We start from the raw sequence: 12773 nt of genomic DNA on the forward strand, positions 1-12773 counted from the left end.
CTGAATGCGGTTTTTGCCATGATGGCAACTGGCATGACGCTGACGGCGCGCGCCGAACAGCCCATCATGATCACAGTCACCAAGGGATTTGGCCTCTCGCTGTATGCCTCGGATCTCGGTGATGCCAAGCAGATGGCGCTGGGTGATGAAGGCACCCTGTTTGTTGGCTCCTACAAGTCTGGCACCATACAGGCGCTAGTGGACAGCAACGCCGACGGTCGTGTGGACAAGCGTTATGTAGTCGCCAAGGGGCTGGAGTATCCAGAGGCGATCGCCTTTCACGAGGGAGATCTCTATGTCGCCGAAGAGGATCGTATCTTACGCTTCGTGGATATAGAGAATCGTCTGCGACGCCCAGGACGGGGCAAAGAGGTTTATGATCGTCTGCCGGGCAAGACCAACAAGAGCCGCCGTGCCATGCGTTTTGGCCCTGACGGCCGTCTCTATGTCGCCATCGGCGCCCCCTGTAACGTCTGCGAGGCCCATGCACCCTTTGGTAGCATCATCGCCATAGATCTCGCGAGCGGTAGCAGCGAGCAGATTGCCACCGGCATACGTAATGTCACCGGCTTCGATTGGGCGCCCACAGACAACAAGCTGTGGTTTGCCGATCTGGGACGCGACTGGATGGGTGACAGGTTGCCGCCGGACGAGATCAACCGTGTCGATATCGTCGGCGCTCACTACGGCTTTCCCTATATTCACGCCAGCAGTGTGCTGGAACCCGCCTACGAGAAGCCCAAGGGCCTCAAGGTCACCACGCCCGTCTTCGAGTTGCCTGCCCACGTGGCGCCCATGGGGCTTGAGTTCTATCGGGGCGAGGAGTTCCCGGAGAAGTATCGTGGCCAGCTATTCGTGGCCGAGAACGGCTCCTGGAACCGTTCCAGCAAGATCGGCTATCAGGTCACCATGTTGACCCTGGAAGATGACAATATCAGCAAGCGCCAGACGGTGGTGAGCTTTCTCGATGGAGAATTCCCCGTCGCCAGGCCCTATGACTTAATCATGGCGCCCGATGGGGCCATGTATATCTCAGACGATCTGAAAGGCAATGTGTATCGTCTGTTTTATAAAGAGAACACGAGCGAAGAGAGTGAAGCGAGTGAACAATAGGATCCTAATCAATGAGTGATGCGATAGACTTAAGCCTCGATGGCGTCGAACAGATGCCCTTGAGACGTTTCACCGAAGAGGCGTATCTGAACTACTCCATGTACGTCATCATGGATCGCGCCCTACCACATATCGGCGACGGCCTGAAGCCGGTGCAGCGCCGTATCGTCTACGCCATGAGCGAACTCGGCCTGTCGGCACAATCTAAGCACAAGAAGTCGGCGAGAACCGTGGGTGATGTGCTGGGTAAGTATCACCCCCATGGTGACAGTGCCTGTTACGAGGCCATGGTCTTGATGGCGCAGCCCTTCTCCTACCGCTATCCGCTGGTTGACGGTCAGGGAAACTGGGGGGCACCGGACGATCCTAAGTCATTCGCGGCCATGCGTTATACCGAGGCGCGCCTGTCTAAATTCTCCGAGGTGCTGCTGACCGAGCTGGGTCAGGGCACGGTCGATTGGGGGGTCAACTTCGACGGCACGCTTAAAGAGCCCATGGTGTTGCCCGCTCGTCTGCCACATATTCTGCTAAACGGCATCACTGGTATCGCGGTGGGGATGGCGACCGACGTGCCGCCGCACAATGCCCGCGAACTGGTGGATGCCTGTGTCGAGTTGCTCGACAATCCCAAGGCGGATCTGGAAAGGCTGATGGAGCTGGTGCCTGGCCCGGATTATCCTACCGAGGCGGAGATCATCAGCCCAAGAAGCGAGATCGCCAAGATCTATGAGACGGGTCGAGGCTCCATTAAGACTCGTGCCGTTTACACCGTAGAGTCCGGTGAGATAGTGATTTCCGCGCTACCCCATCAGGCCAGTGGCGGCAAGATCCTCGAGCAGATCGCCGCCCAGATGCAGGCCAAGAAGCTGCCTATGGTAGCCGACTTGCGTGACGAATCGGATCATGAGAGTCCGGTGCGTATCGTTATCGTGCCGCGCTCTAATCGTGTGGATTGCGATCAGCTGATGGCGCACCTGTTTGCCACCACAGATCTCGAGAAGAACTTCCGCGTTAACCTCAACGTGCTTGGGCTTAACGGTCGTCCTCAGGTCAAGGGGCTGAAACAGCTGCTGACCGAGTGGCTGGAGTTCAGGTTGACCACGGTCAGACGCCGTTTAGAGCACAGATTAGATAAGGTACTGGCAAGGCTACATATTCTGGATGCCTTGATGATTGCCTTCCTCAACATCGATGAGGTGATCGAGATCATTCGCTACCACGATGATCCCAAAGCCGAGCTGATGGCGCGCTTTAAGCTGACCGACGAGCAGGCCAACGCGATTCTAGACCTTAAGCTGCGCCACCTGGCGAAGCTGGAAGAGTTTAAGATCAAGACAGAGCAGAGCGAGCTCGAGGCGGAGCGCGAGAAGCTTCAGCTGCTGCTCAGCTCAGATCGCCGCATGAAGACGCTGATCAAGAAAGAGCTTAAGCAAGACGCCGAAACCTATGGTGATGATCGCCGCTCACCGCTTATCGAGCGTAGCGAGTCCCGTGCTCTGTCCGAGCAGGAGCTGGTGCCGGCCGAGTCGGTTACCGTCGTACTGTCGGAGAAGGGCTGGGTGCGATGCGCCAAGGGCCATGATATCGACCCAACGGCACTCTCTTACAAGTCGGGTGACGGCTTCCTCTGCGCCGCCTCGGGTAAGAGTAATAACGCCACCGTCTTTATCGGCTCGACGGGACGTGCCTTCGCGACCGATACCCATACCCTGCCATCGGCCAGGAGTCAGGGTGAACCTGTGACCACCCGCTTCCAGTTGTCGCCGGGTGAGTTTATGGCCCACGCGCTGCTAGGAGAAGATGGACAATGCTTCCTGTTGGCCTCGGATGCTGGCTATGGCTTTATCGGCGACTACAAGGATATGGTGTCTCGCAACAAGGCGGGTAAGGCGCTGCTCAGCCTACCCGCCAATGCCCAGGTGCTGCCGCCGAAACGCGTGGACAAGAGTCGTAGTGAGTCTATCTTAGCGATCACCAACGAGGGCCGCATGCTGCTCTTCTCCGTCGATGCGCTGCCACAGCTGGCCAAGGGCAAGGGCAACAAGATCATCGGTATCGCCAGCGATAGGGCCAAGAGCCGCGAAGAGCTGCTGGTGCATCTGCATGTGGTGCCCCAGGATACAGCTGTTACCCTGTGGGCGGGTAAGCGCAAGCTTACCCTCAAGCCGAGCGATCTCGAGCACTACCGTGGTGAGCGTGGTCGTCGTGGCGCCAAGCTGCCTCGCGGCCTGCAACGTGTGGATAAGGTGGAACTTGGCGAGGATGAGACTAGTCTCTAGTCGGCTTCCAGACGTAAAATCCAGACATAAAAAAAGCTGCCCTAGGGCAGCTTTTTTTATGTCTGATTGAAGCTGGCTTTAAGCCACCTCGTAGAAGTTGGGAATGACATCGAGGCGGGCCTGGATGATCTCGGTCGCCATCTTGCTACATTTACCGCATTGATTACCAACACCCAGACGACGCTTAACATCGGAAAGAGACATATCTCCTTGATCGACGGCTTCTTTTATTTGTTTGTCGGTAATGGCATGGCAAAGGCAAACATACATACAGGTGGCTCCCCTACTTCAGATGCATGTAATTATAAATGAAAACGATTCTCACTGCTAATAACTCCTGGTTATAGATTGTGCATCATGGTGCCTAAGCGGGGAATTAAAAATTGTGAGCTATCCCACTAAATACGGGGGCTCTAGCCGATTTGCGCCTCGGATTTGACCTCGTTTTACTGGCTTTTGACTGGTGTCGATTTTAGGCTGGAGGCAGGGCAAGTGCGCCCGACAGATTCATTTGCCGCTAAGGGGATGGCTCATTTGAGGGCTTGGGGGGGGAGTCCTTTATTGCTCAGGCGGAACGCTATTCGAGGTAAGTCAGGCTCCAATGGGGCGTTATGTTAATAGCCGCGTTCGAAGTTGACCCTGTGACTCAGCGTCTCCCCCTTGATGAACTTGTGATAGTTGTTGGCGAAGATCTCTACCACCTGCTCGGGGAAACTCGGGGCGGCGATATGGGGCGTGATGATGACATTCTCCAGCGACCAGATGGGATGCTCCGGAGGCAGGGGCTCCTGGTTAAATACATCCAAGATGGCGTTCTGTTGTGGATGGTGCAATAACTGGGTGTAGAGGGCGTCGAGATCCAACACGTCGCCGCGTCCCAGGTTAAAGAAGATCGCCTCTGGCTTCATCATGGCGAGCAGTTCTTGGTTGAGGGCGCCCTGGGTTTGTGGCGTGCTGGGCAGGATGGCCGCTATGGCATCGGCCTTGCCGATATGGTGGGGTAGGTTTGCCAGGGTGTCGACGCAGTCGAAACCTTTGGTCGGCTTGGCGCTGCGGTTTATGCCTGTGACCCGCATGCCGAAGTGTTTGGCAGTCTGTGCCAGATGCTTGGCGATATTACCTGTGCCTAACAGCAATAGCTCTTGGCCCTGTAGGGTACGAAAGTTACTTGGGCGCCAGATCTTCTCCGCCTGCTGGGATTGATACTGTTTGTGCTGGCGTTGGTGGGCCAGCAGGTAGCCAAACAGGTATTCGCTCATCAGGGGGCCGAAGATCCCTCTAACATTGGTAAGCTGATAGTCGCGGCGCAGTCTGGGTTTAACCAGGAGATCCACGCCGGCATAGGTAGACTGCAGCCACTTGAGCTGTTTGGCGTGGCCCACCAAGGGGGCGGCCAATGGCGGTTCGGCCAGCCAGATGTCGGCTTCGAGGATACTCTGGGGATCGTCACCTAGCAGTGTTAGGTGCGGCAGGTGGCAGGAGCCGAGCAGGCTGCGGTATTTATCGTTATCGCTGGTCAGCAGCAGTAGCTTGTGTTCCATGGTGAGTCCTTGTGGCTGTTCTTATTTTTGTATGAGACCCAGAAAATGGCTGGTTTATTTTTGTGGCGAATTTTTTCATTCGCACTTAGTCATTATAGACGCTCCCTTTTAGCCTAGTACTAAAGTAGGATCTAGTACTAAAGGGGGGGCTAGTTCTACAGTTACAAAAAATGGCTAAGGTGTCCACAGCTAGGGCGAACTTTGCTTATTTGTTGGGCGTTATGGCGTGAGTAGGCACTCGCTGACCCTAACGGGTCAGCAGGAGTTGGTGGACGCAGTCGGCGCTAACATCGGGGAAATTACTGAAGATGCCATCGACGCCCATCTGCGATAGATAGTGGATATCGTCGCGATTATCTACGGTATAGACAAACACCTTGGCGCCGCGGGCGTGAGCGTCTTGTACCAGCTCACGGGTGACGAAGTTGACGCTCAGGTGCAATGAGAAGGCCTGGAGCCGGGTGACTATGGCGGCCATGTCTTCAGGCACGCCCTCAATAAGCGGTGCGAGCATGGCGTCTGGAAAGGCTTGTCTCAGGGCAAAGAGGAAGCCGTGATGGAATGAGGAGATCAGCAGCTGATCGGCACGGTAGTTGAGCTTCTCGAGGATCTCGGGGTAGAGGGCCATGAAAGGGCCGAGGGAGTTGAGGCCTTTGAGTTCTATGTTGATCAGGGCGTCGAAGGGCTGCAGGTATTCCAGCAGTTCCCAGAGTTTAGGAATGGGCTCGCCATCCACGGTAACGCGGGCCAGATACTCCTGGGTAACAGCCTCGATAAGGCCTGTGCCTGTGCTCTTGCCGTCGAGACGCCTGTCGTGAAACACATAGAGTTCGCCCTCGACGCTGTGGACGTCTATCTCGACGGCGTTACAGCCCAGGGCGACCGATTTCTTGATGGCGGCCAGGGTATTTTCGGCGCCATAGCCGCTGGCTCCACGATGAGCATAGACACGCATTAGCTTCTAATTAACCCCTGAGTCTCTTTGTTCTGACCACTAATATGCACCTCGAGTTGCGGATAGGCCAGCTCCAGATGATTTTCTCTCAGTTTCTTGCTGACCTGCTTGTGCAGCTTGTGTCGCAGCGGCCAGCGGGTGTTCATATCCTTGGCGTAGGCGCGGATCTCATAATCCTGGGTATGCTGACCAAATCCGGCAAACCAGACCTCAGGCTCTGGGGTGGTCAGGGCATCGTCACACTCCTTGACCGCCTGATACAAGGCTGCCTCGACCCGTGCGGGATCCGAGTCCCTGGCGACAGAGACATAGACGATCACCCTAGTGATGGGGTCTGACAGCGACCAGTTGATCAGCTGCTCGGTAATGAAGGCCTTGTTGGGCACGATTATCTCTTTTCTGTCCCAATCGACGATAGTGGTGGCGCGGATCTGGATCTTACTTACCGTGCCGGTCAGCTCGCGAATGGTGACGGTATCGCCGATACGCACCGGCTTCTCGAACAGTATGATCAGGCCTGAGATGAAGTTGGCGAAGATCTCCTGCAGGCCGAAGCCCAGACCCACCGAGAGCGCCGCAACCAGCCATTGCAGCTTAGACCACTCCATTCCCAGAGTCGAAAAGCCGCTGAGCATGCCGAAGAAGACCACCAGGTAGCGGCTTACCGTGGTGATGGCGAAGCCCGTGCCCTGTGACAGATCCAGCCGCTGCAGAATCATCAGCTCCAGCAGGCCCGGCAGGTTGGTGGCGATCATCAGCGAGAAGCCGACGATGATTAGCCCAAGCAGCAAGGACTTGAGGGTGATGGGGATCTGCTGGGCGATGCCATCGACCGTGCTCGAGCTGGTCCAAAGGGTAATGCCGTCCAAGAAGGAGAAGATGGCGCTATGGGTCTGGGTCCAGAGACCGATCAGGCTGATCAGGAAGGCCAGCGTCAGCAGAGAGCGCACCAGCCCCAGAGATTGACTGGAGATGGTTTCCAGATCCACCACAGGCTCTTCATAGGTGTCGGGCGGCTCGTTGCTATTCGGGTCGTCTTCTTTCTCCCGCTGGGCCAAGATCTCGGCGCGCTTGGCCTTGGCGCGGTTAAAGGCGATCCGCCGGCGCTCGATCAGCATCCAGCGTTTAATCAGCTGATACAGCAGCATAAAACTTAAGGATAGGATCAATGACAGCTGTAGCTGCAGCAGCATCTGATAGGCGGTGAAGTAGTAGCCCCTGAAGGCCAGCACGGCGCAGGTCGGCGGCAGTAGGATGAGTATCGACCACAGCAGCTTCTGCAGCAGTCGCTTGTTCTTATCGTCCTGATGATAGTGATGCTCCTGCTTAGATAGGCTCAGCATGTCACGGTAGAACCAGAACAGCATGAGGGCCAACAGGATGAAGGCGCCGCGCCCCAGGCTGTTGCGCACCAGTGAGGCCTCTAGCACCTCGGTAAAGCCTATGATGCCGACGATTGGCATGGCTAATATGGTCAGGGTGCGCAGACGTTGCTGTCCGGCGCGTATGCTTGGCTTGTCGCCCTTGAAATGGCCGATCAGCAGGCCCTTGTCCAGCGCCAGCAGGTAGGTGAGGCGATAGAGCTGATACAGCATGCCTATGGCCAGTATACCCATGCCCACCGAGGAGACCAGGTTGTGGCTGCTTAAGTAGAAGATTAGGCCACCGCTGATCAGCGGCAATGGCTTGATGCTGCTGTAGAGTAGAGAGCCAACCAGGGTATTGAAACTATAGATAAATTTATCTTGTGTGACGTTACCCACATAGGTGACGTTCTTCGCCAGCAACTGGGTAAACTTGGGGGTGAGCAGATCCTGCATCACCAGGCAGAGCACCATGAGAATCACCCACCAGGACCAGAGGGTACTGTGCTCGCTCAAGGAGTCGTGCACCTGATGCCAAGGGGCCTGGGTCAGCAGCCATTGGGTGCTCTGGTACAGATCGCTCAGCCAATAGCCGTCTATGCTGTTGGCGTTGGCGACCCAAAATAGATGCTCGTTGAGTGTGGTCTTAAGGGTCTGATATTGCTGCCCCAGCTGTTCATACAAGAGCCTAAGTTCGGCCAACTCGCCAAGGTAGATATCATAGTTTTCCAGTAACTGACGCTGTAGCTCCTTCTGGGCGGAGGCCAGCTTGTCCTGTAGCTGGGTGAGTTCCTCCGCGCCTCCGAGCAGTGGATGCAGGGCCTGATCTTGCTCTATCTGGTAGCGGGCCAGGCGGGCATTGGCGATCTCATTGCTGATCTTGTCCTGGCTCGGCGGCTTGGGCAGCGAGTAGAGGATACGCAAGAAACGCTCGCCGAAGGCAGAGTTGAGCTTTACCAGGGCGATCTGTTGCTGAATGTTGGTGATCTGTTTGGCCTGGAACTGGTATTGGGTCTCGGCCTGCTCCTGCAGGGTCATCACATTGGTGACCTCATGGGTCAGTTGTTTAAGCTGCTCGCCGTAGGCCTGATTCTGCTCGTTCAGCTTGATGGTAATGGCATCGTCTGTGATGGAGGTTTCTATCTGACTGGCGGCGATGGTGGCCGCCGTCGCCTTATGACGCTGCTCGGCGATGGCGCTGTTGAGCCGCTCGATCAGGGCCTCTTGCTGCACCAGCTGGCTGCGCACCAGCGCCAGTTGCTGCTGAGTTAGGGCGATCTGTTTCTGGCTGCTGGCCAGCTCCGACTCGAGCGTCGATAGCGTCTGTACATAGACCCGCCGCTGCATCTCGCTCAGGGGGAGGTTATCGTCGCTGGTGGCTTGCTTGTGTTTGACCAAGCTCAGGTTGGCCTGGCTGATCAGACTGGGTAGCTGGCGTTGGCGTTTGATCGACTCGTTGACCTGGGTGGCCAGGTTGGCCTCTGTCTCTTTGAGTTCCGACAGCCTCAGGTAGGAGAGTGAAGCCTGCTGGCTTAAATCCTGGTTGGGATTGTATTCCAGCGGCAGCGTGGCTTCCTTGAGCTGCTGTGTCAGCGCCTGTTTCTGGCTCTGGTACTGGTGAATGATGGCGTCGAAGCTGGATTGCAGTGCCTGCTGCTCGGTGAGCTGCTGTTCCAGCAGACTAAGCTGTTCGGCGGTACTCTTGCTGGTGACCTGGGGCTCCTGTCCTAAGCCCAGGCGTTTGTTGAGGTTCAGGGGCGAATTCGCGGCGCCTGAGAAAGAGATTAGACAGAGAATAATCAGTAATATACGAGACATAAGCCGCTTGGTTAACACCAGGATCAATGGACGCTTATATATTACCAAGTTAGTTTGAAAATGATATCTATGAATTGGTTAATTTGAACCGTGTGGCGTTTAGTTTGCCGGCGACGAAAATGCCTTAGGAGCCGGTCTTTTGGGCGCGGTTGGCTCTATGGCTCTTCTGGGTCTCATAGACGGCGGTAAAGACCACCAAGGCGCCGCCTATAACGGTCTTCAAGGCGAGTCCCTCGCTCAGGATCAACAGGGCTAACAGGGCACCATAAAGGGGTTGCAGGCAGGAAACCAGGCTCACCGTCTTGGCACTGAGCTGGCGTAGCGCCGAGGTAAACAGGGCGTGGGGCGCGGCGGTAAAGACTATGCCTAACAGGATCACCAACCACCAGACGTTGGTTTGGATGGCGCTTGGGTCGACCTCGAGCCAGGGTAGCAGGAAGAGGGCGCTGACCCCTGTCTGGTAATACATGGCCTGGGCGCCGCTGTAGCTGGCAAAGTAACGTTTGTGCAGCAGGTTTCTGGCGGTGAACAGGGCCGCAGACAGCACGCCTATGATGATTCCCAGGGTGACATCATTGCCAATGTTAGCCTCTGGGATCAGCAGGCTGACGCCGAGCAGGACACAGATGCCACTGATGATGTCCGCCAGCTCCAGGCGTTTGCCGGTAAAGAAAGGCTCCACCAGGACTGTCATCACAGGGTAGGTGAAGAAGGCGATCATGCCTATGGCCACCGACGACAGTTGCATGGCGGCAAAGTAGGTGACCCAGTGCAGGCTGACGATAATGCCGAGCCCCAGGGCGATGCCGTAGTCTTTGCTGCGATTTAGTCTGAGGTGCTTGCCGCTGACCTTGACCAAGAGGGCAAGGGCGAGGGCGGCGATGCAGCAGCGAAGTGCCGTGATATCCAGGGCGCTGAGAGGAATAAGCTTGGAGAAAAGGGCCGTCCCCCCAAATAGGAGTACGGCCAGATGCAGTTCGATTAAGCCAGAGCGTTCGCTGCTACTTGTGTTCAAGGTTTCCTCTAATCGATTTTGGCAAAGGCCTGACCCATGCGGGTAACGGCCTTAGGCTCGACACCATCGGCAAAGTGTTCCAGGGCGTCTTTGGCAAATAGCATGACCACAGTGCTGCCTAGCTTGAAGCGTCCCATCTCCTCGCCCTTCTCCAGGGTGATAGCTTCTGGGCCCTCGGTCGGGTAGTCCCAGGTGAAGACCTTCTTGCCTGTCGGCGGCGTGACTGTGCCTGCCCACACGGTTTCTATGCTGGCCACGATAGTGGCGCCAACCAAGACCATGGCCATGGGGCCGATTTCGGTTTCGAAGATGGCCACGACGCGCTCGTTACGGGCAAACAGGCCGGGCACATTCGCCGCCGTTAGTGGATTAACCGAAAACAGCTCGCCAGGCACATAGGTCATCTTAGACAGGGTGCCTTTAATCGGCATGTGAATTCTATGGTAATCCTTAGGTGCCAGATAGATGGTGGCAAAGTCGCCGCCTTCGAAGCGTTTGGCATCATCGGCCTGATCGCCTAAAAGGGCAAGTGACGAATATTCATGTCCCTTGGCTTGAAAGATGCGACCTTCTTTGATCGGCCCGCATTGGCTGACCGCGCCATCGACCGGATGAACGATATAGTCGTCATCGTCACACAGGGGGCGGATGCCGGGTTTCAGGGCGCGGGTGAAGAACTGGTTGAAGCTGGCGTAGGCTTCTGGCGCACTGTCGGCGGCCTCGCTCATGTCTATCTTATACTGCGTGATAAACCACTTAATTACGCTTGTCGTTACCGCGCCGAGTTCGGCGGCTGCCAGTTTACCCACGAGTCGTGAGAGCAGGTGTTTCGGCATTATGTATTGCAAGGCAATCTTCAATTTGTCCACTGTCTGTTTTCCTTCAAATCCAGTTTGTCTGTTCTTAATTTAGTTAGTCGTTATCGTTTTTGAAATGGCGGGCGTGGCGCTGCTCGTCCAGGCTGTCGATAATTCTGTGGTAGTTCTGGTACCTGTCCTGGGCGATCTTGCCTTCCTCGAAGGCTTGAGTGATGGCGCAGCCTGGGTCATTCTTGTGTTTGCAGTCTCTAAACTTGCAGGTACCCAGGTAATCCCTGAATTCGACGAAGCACCAGCCGACACGCTCGGCAGGCAGGTGCCACAGGGCGAATTCACGTACGCCGGGTGAGTCTACCAGATCGCCGCCGCTCGGGAAGTGCAGTAACTTGGCCGTGGTAGTGGTGTGTTGGCCAAGACCCGAGGTCTCGGACACATCGCCGGTGATGAGCTCGGCTTCCGGTAATAGGGCGTTGATTAAAGATGACTTACCCACGCCTGACTGACCGACAAATACGCTAACCTTATCTTTAAGCAGGGTCTTGATCGCCTCGACCCCTTCACCAGACTTACTGCTGACCCTATATACCTGATAACCGATGGCTTGGTAGCGCTCCAGTGCGGCCTCAACGGCCGGGGCCTCTTCGTTGCTGAGCAGATCTATCTTGTTGAGTATGATGACCGGTGCTATGCCTGTGTCTTCGGCGGCTACCAGGTAGCGGTCGATGATCTGTGTGGTAAAGCTAGGCACCACTGAAGAGACGATGAGGATCTGATCGATGTTGGCGGCGATGATCTTGATGCCGTCGTAGAGATCCGGTCGTGACAGGGAGGAGTGTCTCGGGTGGACGGCCTCGACCACGCCGGCTATGGTGGCAGTGGTTTCGGTGGCCTGGCGCATGATCACCTTATCGCCGGTAACCAGGCTTTGAATATTTCGGCGAATGTTACAGCGAACCAGTTCACCGCTTTTCGTTTCGACATCAGCGTGTTGGCCGAAGCGAGAGATGACGGTGCCCTGTTGTTCTGGCCCCAGTGAGCTATCCTGTAACTCAATGGTCGTCTCTTTTGCGTCTTTGCGCTGCAGCCTTTTCTCATGATTGGCGCGCATGCGGCGGCGTTGGCCTTGGCTTAGGGGTTTCTTTTTACTCACAGTGTCGTCATCGTCAAAATAAGGTTATTTTGTGTCTTCTAAAAAAGCAGTATGATACACGGTCTTAAATAAAAAAGCCTGAATTTAGGCAAACACGCATTGATAAGGCAGATATATGGCTGCAGATGAAACGAATCTGATCTGGGTTGATCTGGAGATGACGGGACTAGAGCCCGAGGTTGACAGAATCATTGAGATAGCAACGATTGTGACCGACAAGGAACTAAACATCTTGGCGGAAGGGCCTGTGATTGCCATCCATCAGAGTGAAGATGTGCTTGCGGCGATGGACGACTGGAACCAGAAGCATCACGGCGAGTCGGGCCTGATCGACAGAGTCAGGGCGAGTGACTTCAGCGAGCAAGATGCCATTGAGCAGACGATTGCATTCTTATCTGAGCATGTACCGGCCGGTGTTTCGCCGATGTGCGGTAACAGCATAGGCCAAGACAGACGTTTCATGAATCGTTACATGCGGCCCCTGGAAGATTATTTCCACTACCGCAACATAGATGTCAGCTCAGTCAAGGAGTTAGTGCGTCGCTGGAAGCCTGAGGTGATGAACGGTTTCAAGAAGCAGGGCACCCATCAGGCGTTGGTTGATATTCAGGAGTCGATCGCCGAACTCCAATATTATCGTGAGAAAGTATTTAAAATTTGACCAAACGGTAGAAAATTTTAAATTAGGGGGTTGCAGAGGGGCGAAATTCTCCTATAATG

Annotated in this window: 10 protein-coding genes; 3 read left to right on the plus strand and 7 right to left on the minus strand. The window is 55.6% G+C overall.

Features of this window, described 5'->3' with window-relative positions:
• Positions 1-18: 18 nt before the first annotated feature.
• Positions 19-1113 carry a PQQ-dependent sugar dehydrogenase gene (locus GNT65_RS13590; RefSeq protein ID WP_244952185.1) on the plus strand — a complete coding sequence of 365 codons (1095 nt, stop codon included), beginning with the start codon at positions 19-21 and terminating at the stop codon, positions 1111-1113.
• A gap of 11 nt (positions 1114-1124) precedes the next feature.
• Positions 1125-3392, plus strand: coding sequence for a DNA topoisomerase IV subunit A (gene parC / locus GNT65_RS13595; protein ID WP_160797090.1), 2268 nt, complete (start codon positions 1125-1127; stop codon positions 3390-3392).
• 78 nt (positions 3393-3470) lie between these two features.
• Here the strand turns inward: parC and GNT65_RS13600 are convergent, their stop codons facing one another.
• The 7 genes from GNT65_RS13600 to rsgA all read right to left on the minus strand — a co-directional run bounded on the left by GNT65_RS13600 (position 3471) and on the right by rsgA (position 12053).
• Complete coding sequence (locus GNT65_RS13600; RefSeq protein WP_160797092.1) at positions 3471-3662, minus strand: bacterioferritin-associated ferredoxin; 192 nt, start codon at positions 3660-3662, stop codon at positions 3471-3473.
• Positions 3663-4006: 344 nt separating this feature from the next.
• Positions 4007-4933 (minus strand): D-2-hydroxyacid dehydrogenase, encoded by a 927-nt coding sequence (locus GNT65_RS13605; RefSeq protein WP_160797094.1) that lies wholly within the window; start codon positions 4931-4933, stop codon positions 4007-4009.
• A gap of 247 nt (positions 4934-5180) precedes the next feature.
• Positions 5181-5888 carry a glycerophosphodiester phosphodiesterase gene (locus GNT65_RS13610; RefSeq protein WP_160797096.1) on the minus strand — a complete coding sequence of 236 codons (708 nt, stop codon included), beginning with the start codon at positions 5886-5888 and terminating at the stop codon, positions 5181-5183.
• The gene (locus tag GNT65_RS13615) at positions 5888-9070 is read right to left on the minus strand and encodes a mechanosensitive ion channel domain-containing protein (RefSeq protein ID WP_160797098.1); all 3183 of its coding nucleotides are present in this window, start codon (positions 9068-9070) and stop codon (positions 5888-5890) included. Before GNT65_RS13615 ends, GNT65_RS13610 begins: the two co-directional genes overlap by 1 nt.
• Positions 9071-9194: 124 nt before the next feature.
• On the minus strand, positions 9195-10085 hold the full coding sequence (locus GNT65_RS13620) for a DMT family transporter (protein ID WP_160797100.1): 891 nt from the start codon (positions 10083-10085) through the stop codon (positions 9195-9197).
• A gap of 8 nt (positions 10086-10093) precedes the next feature.
• Positions 10094-10954 carry an archaetidylserine decarboxylase gene (asd, locus tag GNT65_RS13625; RefSeq protein ID WP_160797102.1) on the minus strand — a complete coding sequence of 287 codons (861 nt, stop codon included), beginning with the start codon at positions 10952-10954 and terminating at the stop codon, positions 10094-10096.
• Between the two features lie 43 nt (positions 10955-10997).
• Positions 10998-12053, minus strand: coding sequence for a small ribosomal subunit biogenesis GTPase RsgA (rsgA, locus tag GNT65_RS13630; protein ID WP_160797104.1), 1056 nt, complete (start codon positions 12051-12053; stop codon positions 10998-11000).
• Between the two features lie 115 nt (positions 12054-12168).
• Here rsgA and orn point away from each other — a divergent pair, with 115 nt between their 5' ends.
• Positions 12169-12714 carry an oligoribonuclease gene (gene orn, locus GNT65_RS13635; RefSeq protein ID WP_160797106.1) on the plus strand — a complete coding sequence of 182 codons (546 nt, stop codon included), beginning with the start codon at positions 12169-12171 and terminating at the stop codon, positions 12712-12714.
• Positions 12715-12773 lie beyond the last annotated feature (59 nt).

This window comes from Shewanella insulae (genome assembly GCF_009831655.1).
Lineage (GTDB): Bacteria > Pseudomonadota > Gammaproteobacteria > Enterobacterales > Shewanellaceae > Shewanella > Shewanella insulae.

Excerpts from the sequence above, each read along its gene's own strand:
- GNT65_RS13590 (WP_244952185.1), top strand. The coding sequence starts at position 19 with ATGATGGCAACTGGCATGACGCTGACGGCGCGCGCCGAACAGCCCATC.
- parC (WP_160797090.1), top strand. The coding sequence starts at position 1,125 with ATGAGTGATGCGATAGACTTAAGCCTCGATGGCGTCGAACAGATGCCC.
- GNT65_RS13600 (WP_160797092.1), bottom strand. The coding sequence starts at position 3,662 with ATGTATGTTTGCCTTTGCCATGCCATTACCGACAAACAAATAAAAGAA.
- GNT65_RS13605 (WP_160797094.1), bottom strand. The coding sequence starts at position 4,933 with ATGGAACACAAGCTACTGCTGCTGACCAGCGATAACGATAAATACCGC.
- GNT65_RS13610 (WP_160797096.1), bottom strand. The coding sequence starts at position 5,888 with ATGCGTGTCTATGCTCATCGTGGAGCCAGCGGCTATGGCGCCGAAAAT.
- GNT65_RS13615 (WP_160797098.1), bottom strand. The coding sequence starts at position 9,070 with ATGTCTCGTATATTACTGATTATTCTCTGTCTAATCTCTTTCTCAGGC.
- orn (WP_160797106.1), top strand. The coding sequence starts at position 12,169 with ATGGCTGCAGATGAAACGAATCTGATCTGGGTTGATCTGGAGATGACG.